The following is a 16843-nucleotide window of genomic DNA, read 5'->3' as shown; positions in this document are numbered from 1 at the left end:
GGATTCCTACCTTTGCTCACCGGCGGAGGAGGCGGAACGGTTGCAGCACATCACGCAGGACCTGATCGGCCGGGCACCCGAGCAGGCCCGGGTCACGGCGGCCGTGTCCGGGGCGAACCGCGGCCGGGTGCTGCTCGTGGGCCCGGCCGGGATCGGCAAGACGGCTCTCGTCGAGCACGCGGCCTCGGCGGCGCTGGCCCGGGGCCTGCGGGTGCTGCGGGCGACCGGGGTGGAGGCCGAGCGCTATGTCCCGTTCGCCGCGCTGCACCAGCTCCTGCTGCCCCTGCTGGCCCGGCTCGGCGACCTGCCGGACGTCCCCCGGGCCGCCCTGACCCGAGCGCTCGCCCTGTCGGCGTCGGCCGACGCCCCGGACCCGCTGCAGGTGGGGCTCGGCGCACTGGCCCTGCTGACCCGGGCTCCGGCGCGGGCGACCGTGCTCCTGCTCGACGACGTGCACTGGATGGACGACGCGAGCCGGGCCGTGGCCCGTTTCGTCTGGCGCCGGGCGGGCGGGACACTGCGGATCGTGGCGGCCACCCGTCCCGAGGATCCGGGCTGGTCGCTCGAGGCCCGGGAGACGATCGCGCTGGCACCGCTCGCCGAGGCCGACGCCCGTTCCCTGCTCGCCCGGTCCGCTCCGGAGCTCGGGCCGGAGCGGGTGCGGCACCTCCTCGTGCTGGCAGCCGGTAATCCCCTGGCCCTGGCCGAGCTTCCGGGCGCCCTCCAGCCCCTGGAGGACGCGGGTGAGCACCTGGACCTGCCGGTCCAGACCCGTCTGGAGCGGGCTTTCGCGGTGCGGCTGAACCCCCTGGACGCGGACACGCGGATCCTGCTGACCACGGCGGCCGTGCACGAGAGCCCGCTGCTGACCGATGTTCTCGCGGCCCACGGGCTGCTCGCCGGCCGCTCGCCCGGACCGGACCCGTTGCGGGAGGCCATCGACTCGGGGCTCGTCGACGTCCGTGTCTCACGCCTCGTGTTCCATCACCCGCTGGTGCGTTCGGCCGTGGTGCGGGCGGCGGGTCCCGAGCTCGTGGCCCAGGTGCACCGTGCGGTCGCGGCCACGACCCAGGACCCGTTCGCGGCCGTCTGGCACCGGGCCCACGCCAGCTCGGCCCCCGCCGAGGACGTCGCCGCCGCACTGGAACGGGCCGCCGAGCGGACCCGGGCCCGGGGAGCGCTGCGCCCGGCCCGATCGGCCCTGCTGCGGGCGGCCTCCCTGTCGGGCGACGACCGCTCGCGGGTGCGACGGCTCGTGCGGGCGGCCGAGATCGCCGCGGAGCTGGGGGAACCGGACGCGGTGGAACGCCTCGCCGCCCAGGCCCGCGGGTACCACCTCGACGAGGAGGCGCAGGCGCGCCTGACCCTGCTCGAGAACCCCGGCGATGACGTCGTCCTCACGCTCAAACGCCTGCTGGCCCGGGCCGGGACGGCGATGGCGAACGACGGCGACGACCTGGCGGCCGACCTGCTGAGCCGCGCGGCGCGGACGGCGTTCCGGACCGCGCTCGCGGACGCGGAGCTCGCGGGCACGGTGCTCGCCGTCGCCGGTCGGCTGCGCCTGCCCGCGGGCGATCCGCGGCTGCTGACGATCCGGGCCGCCCTGGTGCCCGGCGATCGCGAGGTGCTCGCGCACGTCTCCCGGGCGGTCACGGCCGCCGTCGTGGATCCGGGTGCGGACGCGGCGGTGGCGCCGGTCGCGCTGGTGACCGGGGACTGGGACAGCGCTTTCGCGCTGGCCGGCCGGGCCGACGAGGGGCTGCGACGCCAGGGGCGGGACGGGCTGCGGGCCGGGACCCTGGCGGTGCGCGCGTCCGCCGCCGTGCTGCTGGGCCGGTGGGACGAGGCCCTGGACGCCGCGGTGCGCGCCGAGGAGCTGGCCGGGGCGACGGGACAGGCCCGACGGCGCCACGGAGCCGCGCTGTCGCGGGCCGCGGTCGCGGGCGTCCGGGGTCTGCCGGTGGGCCGGAGCACCTCGGCCGGCCAGGAAACCTCGGCCGGCCAGGGTATCTCGGCGGACCGGAGCATCTCGGCGGACCAGGACACCTCGGCGGGTCGGGACACCTCGGCAGGCCGGGAGATCGAGGCGGCGGAGGAGTTCGCGGCGCGTACCGGTGACGTCGTGCTGCTCGACCACGCCCGTCTGGCCTCGGCCCTGATTCATCTCGGCGCGGACCGGCACCAGGAGGCCTACGAGGTCCTCAGCGCCCGGCTGCGACCGGGCACCCCGGCGTTCCATCCGGGGCGCCGCCGGTGGGCCGTGGACCTGCTCGCCGAGGCTGCCGTCGGAGCCGGGCGAACCGGGGAGCTCCCGGTGGACGACCTGGATGCGCCGGGCCCCCGGCCGCCGGCCCAGGAGCGGGCCCGGCAGCTGGCCCGGGCTCTTCTGGCCGCCCCCGAGGACGCCGAGACGGCTTTCACCGAAGCCACTCTCGGGGCGCGGGGCGCGCCGGGATGGCACCGGGCCCGGGTCGGGCTCTATCACGGCATGTGGTTACGCCGGCACCGGCGCCTGGCCGAGGCCCGCGCCGTGCTGGAGCCCAGCGTGCTCCTGCTGGAGCAGCTCGGGGCCCGGACCTGGGCCGAGCGGGCCCGGCAGGAGGCCGCCGCCATCGGCCAGCGGTCCGCCTCGGGCTCGCTGACCGTGCAGGAGCTGCGGATCGCCCGGCTGGCGGCGGAGGGCCTGACCAACAAGGAGATCGGGCTGCGGCTGTTCCTGACCCACCGCACCGTGGGAAGCCATCTGTACCGGGTGTTCTCGAAGCTGGACGTGCGCACCCGGGGCCAGCTGCACCGTGCGCTCGAGCAGGCCGGACTTCTATAGCGTCGTGACCAGGCCGCCGTCGACGGCGATGCTGGCGCCCGTGAGATTCCCGGCCCGCTCCCCCGCGAGGAACACGACCAGGTCGGCCACCTCCTGCGGCGTGGTGAAGCGGCGGGTGGCCGATCCGGCGACGGCCTCGGCCTGAACGCTCTGCGGGCTCTTCCCACTGGCCCGCGACACGGTCTGCGCCACCCCGTCCGGGCCCAGCCAGAGATCGGTGCCCACCGGGCCGGGAGCGACCGTGTTGACCCGGACCCCCCGCGTCCCGAATTCCTTGGAGAGCGCCTTGGCCAGATTGCTGAGAGCCGCCTTGGCGGCGCCGTAGTCGACCACGCCCGGGTCGGGCAGCACGGCGTTGGCCGACCCGGTGCTGACGATCACGCCGCCCCCGGCGGCCAGCATCAGGGGCAGCGTCGCACGGCACATCCGCACGGCCGTCATGAGATTCACGTCGAGCGTCTCGCGCCACTGCTCGTCGGTGACCGACAGGAACCCGCCCGTGCGGGTGCGGGCCAGGCCGACGTTGTTCACCAGCACGTGGACACGCCCGCCGGCGGCGTCCAGCATCCGTTGCGGCGCATCGGGTTCGGTGAGGTCGAGCTCCAGGGCCACGACCGGCCCGGCGGCGGCCAGCGCCTCGAGTTCGGCCGACCGCCGCCGGGCGGCAGCCACCACCCGGGCCCCCTCCGCCACCAGCGCCCGTGTGATCGCCAGGCCGATCCCCTGGCCGGCGCCCGTGACGAGTGCGGTCTTCCCGACGAGTTCGGTGTCCATGCGCCGGACGCTACGGGTGCACGCGGGGAGCTCGCTTGCGTCAAACGACAGGTATCCGCCACACCTGCGTCAATTGACGCTAGAGCCGCGCCGGCGCGCTGCCTACCGTTGTCACGGAACCGATTTCAGGAGGACACGTGTTTTCACGAACGGGACGGCGCATCGCCGGGGGCGCACTCGCGCTGGGGCTGCTGGCGGCCGGGGTGAGCGGGTCGCAGGCGGCCGTCGGGGCAGCCGCGTCGAGCTTGCCCGACAGCCGCCTTCCGGCGGGCTTCGCCGCCCGGGACGCGCAGGTCAACGGGATCCGGATGCACTACGTGGTCGGCGGGAGCGGCCCGACGCTGGTGCTGCTGCACGGATATCCGCAGACCTCGCGCGAGTGGTTCGGGGTGATGCCCGAACTGGCCCGGCACTACACGGTGATCGCGCCCGACCTGCGCGGGGCCGGCGGCAGCAGCGCCCCGGCCGGCGGTTACGACAAGGTCACCATGGCCGCCGACGTGCACGCCCTGCTCGGGAAGCTCGGCCGAGACCGGGACATCAACCTGGTCGGGCACGACATCGGCACGATGGTGTCCTACGCCTACGCGGCGACCTACCGCGGCTCGGTGCGGCGCCTGGCGCTGACCGAGGCGCCGATCCCGGACCGGACCGTCTACAGCTACCCGTCGCTCACCCAGGACGGGCCCGGCTTCTGGAACTTCGGGTTCTTCTCGCTGCGGAACGGCCTGCCGGAGAACACGATCGACGGCCACGAGGAGACCTGGGTCGCGGGCTTCATGGACTGGCTGACGGTGAACAAGACGGCCGTCACCCGCGAGGACACCGACGCCTACGCGGCCGCCCTGCACGACGACGCCCACCTCAAGGCCAGTTTCGAGTGGTTCCGGGCCTTCCCGGAGGACAACCAGGACGTCGAGCGGCTCGGCCGGAAGAAGCTGACCGTGCCGGTGCTGGCGGTCGGCGCCCGCTCGAGCCTCGGCGACCAGGTCGGCGAGCAGGCGAAGACGTACGCCCGGCACGTGAGGACCGCCGTGGTGGAGAACTCCGGGCACTGGATCTGGGAGGAACAGCCCGCCGCCACGACCGCGCTGCTCCTGGACTTCCTCGACGGCGGGGGGCAGAACTCATGACCGGAACCACCCCGTCCGCCCACGCGTCCGCCCAGCCCTTCTGGTTCCTCGGCGGACGCGCCCGGATCCTGGTCCCGGGCGAGGAGACCCACGGTGCCGCCAGCGTCGTGGAGTTCGCCGACCCGCGCGATCACGCGACCCCCCTGCACATCCACGAGGCCGAGGACGAGGTCTGGGTCGTGCTCGAGGGCGAGATCAGTTTCCACGTCGGCGACGACCGGCTCGACCTGCGGGCCGGGCAGGTCGCGCACGGCCCGCGGGGTGTCCCCCACGCCTACCGGGTGCGCTCGGCCGGTTCGCTGATGGCCGTCACCTTCGCGCCGGCCGGCATCGAGAAGTGGTTCCGGCAGAACAGTTCCCCGGTGCTGAGCCTCGAGGACGCCCCCGCGGCGTTCGACATCGGGGCGATCGTGGCGGCTGCCGAGCCGTTCCGGCTGCGGGTGGCCGGGCCGCCGCCGGCCTGACCGGGAGGGAACCTCCGCGGGGCGTCCCCGGTCTGCGAGGCTGGGACCATGAACGGTCTCTCCGACACCGATCTCGTGCTGGCGGCCCAGCGAGGCGACGTGGGTGCGCTCGGGGTCCTGCTGCAGCGCCACCGGGCGGGGATGACGGTGGCTGCCGTGGGCGTGCTCGGGCACCGGCCCGAGATCGAGGACGTGGTGCAGGATTCCTGCCTCATCGTGCTCCGTCGTCTCGGTGACCTGCGCGAACCGCAGGCCTTCGGCGGCTGGGTGCGCACCGTCGTCCGCAATCAGGCCCGCCAGCACCTGCGTTCGCGCACCGCGCTGGTGATGCCGGACCTGGAGGGCACCCGGCCCGCCCCGCACGACCGGGACGACCCGCACGACCTCGACCCGGCGCGGCTGGCCGAGCGGCACGCCCTGGGTGACTGGGTCTGGCAGGCCCTCGACCAGCTGTCGCCGGAGCACCGGCTGGTCACGATGCTCCGGTACTTCACCGAGGTCACGGCCTACGAGCAGATCGCCGCGATCTGCGGGGTGCCGGTCGGCACCGTGCGCAGCCGTCTCAACCACGCCCGGTCACGGATGACCCAGGCCCTGGACGCGAGCGCCGACCGGGCGCACGACGATCACCGGGCGCTGACCCGGATGCGCCACCGGCAGGCCGTGGAGACCCTGGAGGCAGGCCGCACGGGCCGGTTCGCGGAGGCGATGGGAGCGATCTGCCGGCCGACGCTCGAGACGGTCTGGGCCAAGGGCAAGCGCACCCACGGTCTCGGCTACCCGACCCTGGCGATGTACCGGGACGTCGGTGACGGGGTGCGCTTCGAGGTGGCCGGGGTGGTGGCCGGGCGGGACGTCGTGATCTGGGAGACCGACCTGATCAGCCCGCCCGAGGACCCGGCGCACTGCCCACCGTCCGCGCTGTGGGTGCACTCGCTCACCGACGGTCTCGGTGACCGGCTGCGGGTCTTCCATCCGCGCCCAGCCGTGGTGACGTGACCCGGCTCACTGTCCGCCCGTGAACTTCGGGCCCCCGGGACGCATCCTTCACCAGACCGTCCAAACCGTGTCTGGAGATCTCGTGAAGCACCCTCGTCCGGCCCCTGACGTCCTCGAAGGCATCGAGGCCGAGTTCATGCTGCGCTACCAGGCCGACGCCCCGCCGGCCACGCAGGAGCAGCTCGGCATCCGCACCGCCCGGATCGGCGGTGGGGTGGCCCTGTCGATGCGTCACGACCCGACCCACTACTGGAGCAAGGCGCTGGGATTCGCCGGCTCACCGGTCACCGGGGAGCTGATCGGGGAGCTCGTCGCGTTCTACCGGGCGAACGAGACCGTCCGCGCCGGGATCCAGATCGCCCCGTCACTGCTGCCCGAGGACTGGGACGACATCGCCGTCGCCCACGGCCTGAAGCCCGGCTCGGGGATCCACAAGCTGGCCGGGCGGATCGAGGAGCTCACGTTCGGCGGGAGTGACCTGCGGATCGCGGCGATCGGGACCGGGGACGCGCACCAATGGGCCACGGTTCTGCTGACCGGTTTCGGTATGCCGCCGGCGGGTCTGCTCGGCATGGCCGAGGCGATCGCGAGCAACCCGGCCTTCCGTGCGTTCGGGGCCTGGGACGGGGATCAGCTCGTGGCCGTGGGCAACCTGATGATCCAGGGCCCGGTCGCGTCGCTGAACGCCGGGGCGACGCTGCCCGCGTACCGCGGCCGGGGTGCGCAGTCGGCGCTGATCGCGGCCCGGGCGCGCGCCGCGGCGGACGCCGGGTGTCAGTGGGTCGTGTCCGAGACCGGTGAGAGCGGCGCGTCGCTGAACAACATGCTGCGGGCGGGGCTCGAGAGCGTCTACCTGCGTCGCAACTGGATCTGGGAGGCCTGACCGGTGCCACCCTCGTCCGCGGCCTGGTCACGGGCGAGGGTGGCGTGGTTCAGTCGAGCTTCTCGAACCGCTGCCAGATGTGCCACGCGTGATCGGTGTAGGGGGTACGCACGACGCTCGTCTCCTTGAACCCGAACGACGCCATCTCGTCCATCAGCTCGGCGCTGACCGCTTGTGAGCCGTCCAGGTAGGCGAGCTGGAAGTAGTTGTCGTCCAGGGCCGCCCGGTAGGCGTCGACGCCGCTCTTGTCCTTGTAGAAGAAGCTGCCCTCGTAGGTCGAGGTCCACTGCCAGTTCTGGGTCCGGTCCTGGAGGGCGTACTGCACGGGCTCGGGGGTGTCGCCGACCATACGGATCCAGGGCATGGCGTCGATGCTGTAGGCCAGCTCGTTCCTGAGAGCGGTGGTGTCCGGCCAGTTTCCGTACATGGTGTTCGCCTGGGAGGCACCGAACAGGAAGGTGGCCCAGGCGATCGCGGCCGCGGCCAGGGCGCCGCCCCCACCGGTGCGCCAGAGCCGGGCCAGGGCCGCCCCGGCCAGGGGCGCACCGATCACGAGGCCCAGCACCACGTGCTTGTGCAGCGAGGTCGCCTCGCCCATGCGGATCTGGGCGGCCGGGGCGGCCAGAGTGCCCATGACCAGGAGCGTGACCAGGACCGGCCGCCGCCGCAGGCAGACCAGGGCGCCGGCGAGAATGAGGAGCAACGGTGCGCCGTCCCACGAGAGGACCTGCGAGACGAGGTGGGCCGGTGGCTGGGGAATCATCGACGAGCGCTGGGTGGTGGTGAATCCCAGACCGGTCAGCAGGGGCCGGGCCCAGGTGAGCACGGAACCCGCCAGCGCCGCCAGGCACACCAGGCCGCCCACGACGGCGGACCCGAGCGCCCGGGCCCGGGCCACGCGCCAGCCCGTCACCAGGATCGTGGCGAGGACGAAGGGAACGTCGATCGCCGAGGAGTACTTCAGCAGAACGGCCAGGGCGCAGAGCAGTCCGGCGGCGCCGGCCCACAGCAGCGGGTGCGGTCGCCGGACCGATCCGACCCCGAGCGCGATGGCCCAGGCCAGCGCGGTGAAGGCCGGGGCGTCGAAGGTGGCGAAGTTGGTGAGGAACAGGACGGAGGCGCTCAGCGAGAACACCAGCGCGGCGAAGATTCCCGGCCGGACCGTCCACCGGAACCGGTCGTCGTCACCGAGCATGAGATTGGTGGCCCAGTACACCGCCACGGTGGCGCTGAGCATGCACAGCACGGAGAAGAGGCGCACCAGGGTGAGCCCGCCCACGCTGTCGAGCACCGCCGCCAGCAGCGGGTACAGCGTGGGCGCCCCGGAGAAGTAGTCCTCCGGATGCCCGTAGAGGGCTTCGCCGCCGCCCCAGGCATCGATGATCGAGTGCCCGGTGTGGATGTAGAGCGCCTCGTCCTGGAAGGCCGTGTTGTCCAGCCGGACGGCGATGAGCAGTTGCAGCAGGAGCACGCCGGCCAGGGGCAGACGGGCGAGCCAGACGTCGGCCCGGTCCCGGGCCGTCGAGGGCAGGAAGGACGCCAGGGCGGCCCGCCACAGCGGCGGCCGGACCGGCAGACCGGGAGCGGGAACGCCGGCCGGGCTGAGCCGGCTCACGGGGTATCTCCCGGGGTGACCGCACCCGGATGCTCGGTGGCAGCGGCGACCGGAAGCTGGATCACGACCGGGGCGGCGGTGGTCGCCGTCACCGACGATGACGCCGATCCGGTGGGGATGCTGACCGTGGTGCGGTCGCGGAGCACCTTCAGGCCCTCCCAGGCCACCGGGAGGAAGATGTAGGCGCTGAACGACGCGAAGACGAGATTGGCCCAGTAGTGCGTGAATCCGTACGTGAGGACGCCGTGGGTCAGGCCCGCGAACGCGGCCAGTTGGGTGAGGAGCAGCCAGGGGGTCATGAAGCGGGCGACCCGGTCGGCCACGGACGCCCGGACGGCCCGGGCGCTCCGGGTGTGATCGGCACCGGTGGCGACCCACTCGGCGGTCTGCCCGCGCAGCATGTCGGTGATGCACAGGAGGTGCGCGAAACCGTAGAGGGTCTGCACCCGCAGGACGTCGGGACGCCAGCGGGCCTGGGTGACCCGGGGCAGCACGACGAGCCAGAGCAGCAGCACGCCCAGGAGCGGGAGCATGTTGGTGGCCACGACCGAGCCGGGGAAGAAGCACACCATCACCAGCAGGGGCAGCGGTGCCACGACGGCGTTGACGGCGGTGGTGACGTAGTAGAGGAACCCGGCCCAGAAGCTGAGACGCTGCCGGGGCGTCATGCTCGGCTCGTCGTGGAAGTCGTGGTCGGCGACCAGCGACATCGAGCCCTCGCACCAGCGGTACTGCTGGGCCAGGAACGCGCGCAGGTCGTCGGGACAGCGCCCCCGGCTGAGCAGGACCGGGACGTACTGCAGCTCGAACCCCTTGCGCCCCAGCAGAACCCCGGTGAAGACGTCCTCGCTGTGGCCGATCAGGGGAAAGCCGCCGATCTGCTGCAGGGCCGATCGGCGGTAGACGGCCGAGGTGCCCACGCAGATGGCGGCACCGGCCGAGTCACGGGAGGGCTGGATCTGGCGGAAGAACAACTCCTGCGTGGCGCCGGCACAGCGCTCGAGCCAGTGCATCGATCGTGGGGTCTCGAAGTACTGCGGCGTCTGCACGATGCCGACACTCTCGGACTCGAAGTACGGGACGGTCTCGGCCAGGAAGTCGGGCCGGGGCACGAAGTCGGCGTCGAGCAGCAGGATGAGGTCGGACCCGGTGCGGGTGAAGGCGTGCTGCAGGTTGCCGGCCTTCTTGAACTCCGATCCCGGGCGCGCGATGTAACGGAAACCGAACCGCAGAGCCAGGTCCAGCACCTCGGGCCGGGCGGCGTCGTCGAGCACGTGCACGAACAACGGCCCCTGCCACCGCAACCGCGCGACGTGCTCGTAGGTGTTCTCCAGGACCGCCAGGTCCTCGCCGGCGGTGGGCAGGAACACGTCGACGGACGGGTAGCGGCCGGGAGCGTAGGTCTCGACCAGGAACTGGTGGTCGGGCAGGGTCACGCGCCGGCGCAGCGTGGAGGTCGGGAGGCTGATGAGCTGCTCGAGCATCAGCAGGACCAGAGGCACGAAGAACAGGACGGTCCACATGCTGCGCGCGGCCAGGCCCGCGAAACTGAGGGCCACGCCCGCGAAAGCGATCGCGGCGACGACGAACAGCCAGCGGTGCTGGGGGGCGGCCAGGTACCGGTACTTCTCGTCGTCGCCCGGCGGGCGGGGCCACCGGAAGGCTTCGGCCGCGTCGGCGTGGAGGGTGGTGTCGGTCATGACGCCATCCCCTCTTCGAGAAGGTTCGGCTTCGCCCCGGCGAGCGGGCGCACGAGGCCGGGGACCGGGGTCCGCGGCTCGTAGACGAACTTCGCCATGAACAGGAACCGGGCGGCGAATGACAGCACCAGGGTGAGGAACTGGGCCCCGACCGAGTGCAGACGGGCCACCTCGACCAGCACGATGAGCAGGGGTGTCCTCGCCAGTGCGTCGAGGTTGTTGTAGAGGAGCGAGCGCCAGGCCCGTTGCAGACGGGTGAACCGCAGGGGCGCGGCGCCCAGGTGCGGTTCGAAGACGAAGCGTTCCTGGAGGACGAAGTTGTGGACGATCGTGATCTCGGTGGCCAGGACCGAGGCCGCCACGTAGCCGGTGCCCAGCTTCAGCAGACCGGCCATGACCAGCAGGTTCACCACCAGCCCGAGTGCGCCCACCGCCGCGAACCGGAAGGGCCGGCTGAAGCGCAGGGACAGCAACTGGTGCACGAAGGCGAAGCCGTTGCGCCACGAGGCCTTCGACTCGCCGGTGACGCGGCTCCCGAACACGAAAGGCTGGTCGTGGACGCTCACATCGTGACTGACGAGGATCTCGAGCAGGATCTTGAACCCTCGCGGGCGCAGCCGGCCGAGATCGACGGCGTCACGACGCAGGCAGAAGAAGCCCGTCATCGGATCGGTGCACTTCGCCCCGACCCGGCGCGGGAACAGGGCCCGGCTCAGCAGCGTGCTGGCTCCCGAGACCCGCTGGCGCCAGACGGATCCCAGACCGGAGGCGTCGCCCGAGCCGTCGTACCGGCTGGCCACCACCAGATCGACGCCGGCCGTGGTGAGACGGTCGCGCAGCAGAGGCGCCAGGGCCGGTGGATGCTGCAGGTCGGCGTCCATGACCACGACGAAATCGCCGGCGGCCGAGGCAATTCCCGCTGTCACCGCCCCGGCCAGCCCTCCCGTGCGCAGGCCTGCCTCACGATGGATCAGGCGCACGGGGGTGGCGGGAACTCCCGGCCGGACCCCGGCCGGACCCGCCTGCTGATGCTGCATCTCGCGGATGACCACGGGGGTCAGATCGGTGGAGTCGTCGACGAAGAGGATCTCTGCCTCACGGTCCGCGAATGCCTCTCGCAATTGCCGCACCAGCTCGGGAACATTGCCGGACTCGTTGTACGTCGGCACGACGATCGTGGTGTCGATAGCCATGAAAGGCCCTCTCGCACGGAGGTTGGACACGCCAGGGCGCCGCGGGCCGCGTTGACCGATCGACGGATGAACGACATACCGGCGAGATACACATCGTCCGGGTCGCACCTAGGAACATACGGGGTCAAGATCGGTCACGGTCAGTATTTGAGATTAAACCTGTGAAACACCGCGATCCGGGCACATCTGCGCACTTCGCCGGGCGGCCGTTCCGCCCGGGTGACCGAAAGGGTTCCGCCACAGGCATTTGCGCCCACGCGACCGGCCTCGGTGCGAGCCGGCCGGTCGCGCCGGCGGCGAGACCACGATGACGGTGCGATGAACGGCGGGGCCAGGACGTCCTGGGGCATCGTCCTGGTTCCGCGTTCGTCTGGCGAGGGTCGCTGGATGCACCAGCACTGTATCGGTGGGCGGCGTTCCGGGCCGGGGACGAGTCTGGGCCGCGTCTGGGCCGCGTCCGGGCCGAGCTGGTACCGGACGGACGGCGACGCGCGAAACCCGCCGGCCGGCTGCGTGACCTGGTCAGCAGCCGATGAAGTGCTGGTCACCGGCCCAGCCGGTGTTGGCCCACTCGCCGGCGGCCGGCGGGGTGAAACCCGGGTGCCGCTCAGCCATCTCCTTCAGGAACCAGCCGGTGAAACGGGCCGCGCCCTGCGGGCAGACATGGATGCCGTCCGAGCTGCGGTCGGCCTTGCCGTCCCTGGTCTGCTGGTAGGAGGTCCCCCAGACCTGGCTCGCGTCGAGCACGGCGGCCCGGCCGCCCGAGGAATCGGCGACCCTCTGCGCGGCCCGGGTGGCGTGCCCGAGTTCCTTCAGGTGCGGGCGGTAGAAGTCATCGGCCCTGATCGGGGGCATGGTGACGATCAGGAGATCGGCGCCGACGTCGGTCGCCGCGCTCAGCAGTCGCCGGTAGCCGGTCTCCTGCTGCTTCTCGGTACCCCAGTCGTACGTGGTGATCTGGTAGACGACTGTGTCCGGCGTGGCCTCGGCGAGATCTCCGGGCAGGTCCTTCCACACCTGCGCGGAGACCGGACCGACCACCGCTCCCCCGCCGTCGGCCGCCAGCGACCGGAACCGCACACCACCCGCCGCCAGCGCCTCCCGCATCGGCAGAGCCAGGCCGGCAGCCACCGAGTCGCCCACCAGGACCACCCGGTTGGGGCCGGAGGTCCCCGGTCCGGCCGAAAGCCCGGTCGCCGCGGGCGACGAGGAGCCCGAGCCGGCGGAACAGGCCGTGGTCGCCAGCATCAGCGCCCCGGCCAGGAAAGGAATCAGTCGTCGTTTCGTCGTCATGGGTCCAGCGTCCCGGGGTGGTGTCCCACGCGGACCCTCCCCATGTCCCGGTCGTGTCGCAAGCACCACGACGATCATTCAGGTCCCTGCCCGCCCGGCATACTGGGCGGGTGGTGTCCGTGCTGCTCATCGAAGACGACCCGCTGCTCCGACGAGGTCTGGAACTGGCCCTGAGCCGTTACGGGCACGAGATCCGGGCAGCCTCGAGCGGGGAGGACGGCCTGCACGAGTTCCGGCGCCGGCCGGTGGATCTGGTGGTCCTCGACCTCATGCTGCCCGGGATCGACGGCTTGGAGGTCTGCCGTCGCCTGCGGTCGGACGGTGAGGTGCCGGTGATCATGCTGACCGCCCGCGGCGACGATTTCGACGTGGTCGGCGGGCTGGCCGCCGGAGCGGACGACTACGTGGTCAAGCCGGCCCAGCCCGCGGTGATCGACGCACGGATCCGGGCCGTCCTGCGGCGCGGGGTGAGCGCCCCCGACGTTGCGTCGGCCGGCCGGATGCGAACTCATCGTGACCTGCAGATCGACACCACGGCCCTGACCGTGTCGCGGCAGGGCGTGAACGTCGCCCTGACGGCGACCGAACTGCGCCTGCTGCTGACGCTCTCGGGTTCTCCTGAGCAGGTGTTCAGCCGGCAGCAGTTGCTGCGGGAGGTGTGGGAGCACGACTATCTCGGTGACTCCCGGCTGGTGGACAACTGTGTCCAGCGTCTGCGGGCCAAGATCGAGGCGAATCCGGCTGTCCCGGAATACGTCCAGACCGTGCGGGGATTCGGCTACCGGTTCGGGCCCCTGTGACCTGGAGACCGTGGCCACGCGGCCTGCGCACCCGTCTGCTGGCCGCTTTCGTCCTGGTCACCCTGCTCGGCGCCGCCGCGTCGGTGTGGGCCGGCACCCGGTCGGCCGGTCGCGCCCTGGTCACCTCCAGTCAGGACCAGCTGGTCCGGGGCTTCAGCGATCAGATCGGCGTCGTCGCCCCGACCCTCACGTATCCCCCGGACCAGAGTGCCCTGGACCGTCTGCGCGCGGCGGTCGGCGCGGACACGCTCGTCACCTATCGTGATCTGCGCTCGGGTTCCGGTGCCGGCGTCGACGTCGTCACCGACACCCTGCGCCAGACCGTCAGCACCCGGAACCGTATGTTCAGCCAGCGGATCACCGCGCACGGGCGTCCGCTGCTCCTGCTCGGCACCTCGATCGTCGTCACGGCTCCCGACGGCACGAGAACGGCCTCCGGCATCGAGGTGTTCGCCGTCCGTGATCTCAGCCCGGTCCAGCACGAGGTCGAGAACCTCACCCGGGCCTCGATCGGTGCGGCGGCGCTCGTGATCCCTCTGGCCGTCCTGCTGGCACTGCTGGCGGCGGGCAGCGTGCTACGCCCGGTGCGCGATCTGCGCGACACCGCGCGCCGGCTGGCCGACGGGGATCTGCGGGCGCGTACCGCTCCGGCGGGCGCAGACGAACTGGCGGAGCTGACCGTCACCGTCAACGAGATGGCCGAGTCGTTGCAGGCCTCGATCACGACGATGCAGCGGATGCAGGCCGAGGCCCGCCGGTTCGCCGCCGACGTCTCCCACGAGCTGCGTACCCCGCTGAGCACCCTGACGGCGGTGATGGATGTGCTGTCCACCGTCACCGACGATCTCGAGCCGGCCGTCCAGGAGTCCGCGACCCTGGCCATCACCGAGACCCACCGGCTGGTCCGGCTGGTCGAAGACCTCATGGAGGTGTCCCGTTTCGATGCCGGAACGGCTCCGCTGCGGATCGAGGACGTCGAGCTCGCCGGCGCGGTCCGCGACTGCCTACGGGCCCGGTCCTGGTTGGACCAGGTCGTCCTGACCGTGCCCGAGCAGCTCTGGGTGCCCGTGGATCGCCGGCGTCTGGACGTGATCCTGGCGAACCTGGTCGCCAACGCCTTCCGGCACGGCCGCCCTCCGGTCCTGGTCAGCGTCCTCCCCGCTGTGGCGCAGGTGCTGATCACGGTCGTCGACCACGGACCGGGGCTGGACGACGGTGTCCGGGACCACGTCTTCGACCGGTTCTACAAGGCCGACGCCGCCCGGTCCCGTAGTACGGGCAGCGGACTGGGACTGGCCATCGCCCTGGAGAACGCTCGCCTGCACGGTGGCGGTCTCACCGCCGGCCGCGCCGAGACCGGCGGGGCACAGTTCGTCCTGCGCATTCCCAGGAACGTGAGGCCGTCGTGAAACACGTTGGCTGGATGGCCGTCGTCCTCCTTCTCGCGGCCTGCGGCCTGCAACCCACCGGCCCGGACGACGCCGGTCAGGCGCCGACCGGGATATCGCCCGGCCCGACCGTCTACTTCCTCGACTCACGGCAGGAGTTGCAGGCCGACGTGTTCGAGACCGGGCGACTGGGAACTGTTTCCGACGCCGTGACACTGCTGCTCCAGGGACCGGGCGGCTCGGGCCTGACGACCGGGATCGCCTCCACCGAGGTGACGCGGGTCGAGGCGACCGTCAGCGACTCCACCATCGTGCTCAAGGTGCCGGTGGCCGCGTCCGAGGTCAGCCCGCGGGGCATCGAGCAGATCGTCTGCACCGCCCTGGCCAACCAGGTGCAGAGCGGTGGGTCGCCCACGACCACGGTGCGGATCGTCTTCACGATCCCGTCCACGGGCTCGGACCGCCCCCGGACCTGCAGCGTGCTCAGCCCGTCACCGGGCCGCAGCAGTCCACCTGGGTGATGTCGATCTCCGGGGCGGCCGGTCCGGGCAGGAAGACCCACAACAGAGCCAGCGCCAGCATGACCACCACGAAGACCACGGCGCCACGGCCGTCTCGCGCCCAGGCCGCCCGGTACCGGACCGGGTCCTCCACCAGGTACTTCGACAGGCAGGCCAGGGCGAGAGAGACGACGCAGACCCCGAACCCGCTCGGGTGGCGCCCCAGCAGGACGATGACGGGCCAGTGCCACAGGTAGAGGCTGTACGAGATGGAGCCCACCCAGCGCAGCGGCGACCGGCCCAGTACCCGGCTGACGGCCGATCCCGGCTCCTGAACGCACCATCCGATCAGGAGAGCCGCCCCTGCCGCATACGCGAAGAGGCCGCCGGGGAACAATCCGGGGGTGTCCGGCCCGTCGACCAGCAACCACGCCGCCGCCAGAGCCACCAGCAGCACCACCTGACCGGGGCCCACCCAACGGCGCGGCAGTCGGTTCAGCACCGTTCTCCCGCCGGCCGTCGCGACCACGGCTCCGAGCAGCAGCGAGAACGCCCGGGTGTCGGTACCGGTGTACACCCGGCTCGGGGCGGCCGGATCGTGGAGACCGGTCATCAGCACCGCCGAGACGGCTGCGACGGTTACGGCCGCCACCGCCACCCACCGTTCGACCTGGTGTGCGCCGCGCGCTATCAGCAGGAGCAGGAACGGCCACACCAGGTAGAACTGCTCCTCGACCGCGACACTCCACAGGTGCTCGAAAACCCGCTGGTTCCCGAACCGGTCCCAGTAGTCGGAGGATTCGGCCAGCAGGTGCCAGTTGACCAGGTTCGCCTGCACCCAAGGCCCGTCGGCCAGCGTCGTGCGCACCAGATCTGGCGAGCCTGCCACCACGACGAACACGGTGACTCCCGCCAGCAGGAAGGCCAGTGCCGGCCCCAGGCGCCGGACCCGGCGTCCCCAGAAGACCGTCAGCGACACCCGGCCCGTCTTCCGGATCTCGTGCAGCAGGAGGTCGGTGATCAGGTATCCGGACAGGGCGAAGAACAGATCCACCCCCAGGAACCCGCCGGGCAGGTGACCGGTGTGGAACAGCACCACCCCGATGATGGCCAACCCGCGTAAACCGTCGAGGGCGGGGACGTACGCCCGGACTCGGCCGTCCAGGGACACCGCGGGATTCGGCGAGACACCAGTCATACCGGCACGGTGCCGAGGCCCGGTCCCGGGGAGACCCTCGTGACGTAGCAGCTGTGTCGCAGTCAGGAACGAGATCGAG

At 72.0% G+C, this 16843-nt stretch carries 14 protein-coding genes; 8 read left to right on the top strand and 6 right to left on the bottom strand.

Annotated features, from left to right (window positions below; all coding sequences use genetic code 11):
• The first annotated feature begins 40 nt into the window (after positions 1-40).
• Positions 41-2824 (top strand): AAA family ATPase, encoded by a 2784-nt coding sequence (locus tag J2S57_RS24015; protein ID WP_307246848.1) that lies wholly within the window; start codon positions 41-43, stop codon positions 2822-2824.
• Here the strand turns inward: J2S57_RS24015 and J2S57_RS24010 are convergent.
• Positions 2819-3598 (bottom strand): SDR family NAD(P)-dependent oxidoreductase, encoded by a 780-nt coding sequence (locus J2S57_RS24010; protein WP_307246846.1) that lies wholly within the window; start codon positions 3596-3598, stop codon positions 2819-2821. The genes J2S57_RS24015 and J2S57_RS24010 overlap by 6 nt on opposite strands.
• 137 nt (positions 3599-3735) lie before the next feature.
• Here J2S57_RS24010 and J2S57_RS24005 point away from each other — a divergent pair, with 137 nt between their 5' ends.
• The 4 genes from J2S57_RS24005 (at position 3736) to J2S57_RS23990 (ending at position 7077) form a co-directional block, all read left to right on the top strand.
• Entirely contained in the window at positions 3736-4731 is a 996-nt protein-coding gene (locus tag J2S57_RS24005) for an alpha/beta fold hydrolase (RefSeq protein ID WP_307246844.1), read from the top strand.
• Positions 4728-5195 carry a cupin domain-containing protein gene (locus J2S57_RS24000; protein ID WP_307246842.1) on the top strand — a complete coding sequence of 156 codons (468 nt, stop codon included), beginning with the start codon at positions 4728-4730 and terminating at the stop codon, positions 5193-5195. The genes J2S57_RS24005 and J2S57_RS24000 overlap by 4 nt, the downstream gene beginning before the upstream one ends.
• Before the next feature lie 48 nt (positions 5196-5243).
• Positions 5244-6194 carry an RNA polymerase sigma factor gene (locus J2S57_RS23995; protein WP_307246840.1) on the top strand — a complete coding sequence of 317 codons (951 nt, stop codon included), beginning with the start codon at positions 5244-5246 and terminating at the stop codon, positions 6192-6194.
• A gap of 82 nt (positions 6195-6276) precedes the next feature.
• Entirely contained in the window at positions 6277-7077 is an 801-nt protein-coding gene (locus tag J2S57_RS23990; RefSeq protein WP_307246838.1) for a GNAT family N-acetyltransferase, read from the top strand.
• A 49-nt stretch (positions 7078-7126) separates the two neighbouring features.
• Here the strand turns inward: J2S57_RS23990 and J2S57_RS23985 are convergent, their stop codons facing one another.
• From J2S57_RS23985 to J2S57_RS23970, 4 genes are all read right to left on the bottom strand, one after another.
• The gene (locus J2S57_RS23985) at positions 7127-8692 is read right to left on the bottom strand and encodes an ArnT family glycosyltransferase (RefSeq protein WP_307246836.1); all 1566 of its coding nucleotides are present in this window, start codon (positions 8690-8692) and stop codon (positions 7127-7129) included.
• Entirely contained in the window at positions 8689-10392 is a 1704-nt protein-coding gene (locus J2S57_RS23980) for a glycosyltransferase family 2 protein (protein WP_307246834.1), read from the bottom strand. Before J2S57_RS23980 ends, J2S57_RS23985 begins: the two co-directional genes overlap by 4 nt.
• Positions 10389-11585 (bottom strand): glycosyltransferase, encoded by a 1197-nt coding sequence (locus J2S57_RS23975; protein WP_307246832.1) that lies wholly within the window; start codon positions 11583-11585, stop codon positions 10389-10391. The genes J2S57_RS23980 and J2S57_RS23975 overlap by 4 nt, the downstream gene beginning before the upstream one ends.
• 522 nt (positions 11586-12107) lie before the next feature.
• Entirely contained in the window at positions 12108-12878 is a 771-nt protein-coding gene (locus J2S57_RS23970; RefSeq protein ID WP_307246830.1) for an SGNH/GDSL hydrolase family protein, read from the bottom strand.
• A gap of 110 nt (positions 12879-12988) precedes the next feature.
• Here J2S57_RS23970 and J2S57_RS23965 point away from each other — a divergent pair, with 110 nt between their 5' ends.
• Genes J2S57_RS23965 through J2S57_RS23955 form a run of 3 tightly spaced genes read left to right on the top strand, consistent with a single transcriptional unit; the run spans position 12989 to position 15587 of the window.
• Complete coding sequence (locus J2S57_RS23965; RefSeq protein WP_307246828.1) at positions 12989-13678, top strand: response regulator; 690 nt, start codon at positions 12989-12991, stop codon at positions 13676-13678.
• Positions 13675-15087: an ATP-binding protein gene (locus J2S57_RS23960; protein ID WP_307246826.1), complete on the top strand. Its 1413-nt coding sequence runs from the start codon at positions 13675-13677 to the stop codon at positions 15085-15087. Before J2S57_RS23965 ends, J2S57_RS23960 begins: the two co-directional genes overlap by 4 nt.
• A 14-nt stretch (positions 15088-15101) precedes the next feature.
• Positions 15102-15587: a hypothetical protein gene (locus tag J2S57_RS23955; protein WP_307246824.1), complete on the top strand. Its 486-nt coding sequence runs from the start codon at positions 15102-15104 to the stop codon at positions 15585-15587.
• On the opposite strand, the gene J2S57_RS23950 is transcribed toward J2S57_RS23955, so the two are convergent.
• Positions 15550-16764, bottom strand: a complete 1215-nt coding sequence (locus tag J2S57_RS23950) for an acyltransferase family protein (RefSeq protein ID WP_307246822.1) — start codon at positions 16762-16764, stop codon at positions 15550-15552. The two genes, J2S57_RS23955 and J2S57_RS23950, sit on opposite strands and share 38 nt — an antisense overlap.
• Positions 16765-16843: the final 79 nt, after the last annotated feature.

The sequence above is a fragment of the Kineosporia succinea genome, from assembly GCF_030811555.1.
GTDB lineage: Bacteria > Actinomycetota > Actinomycetes > Actinomycetales > Kineosporiaceae > Kineosporia > Kineosporia succinea.
This window is presented reverse-complemented; position numbering and strand designations above follow the sequence as displayed.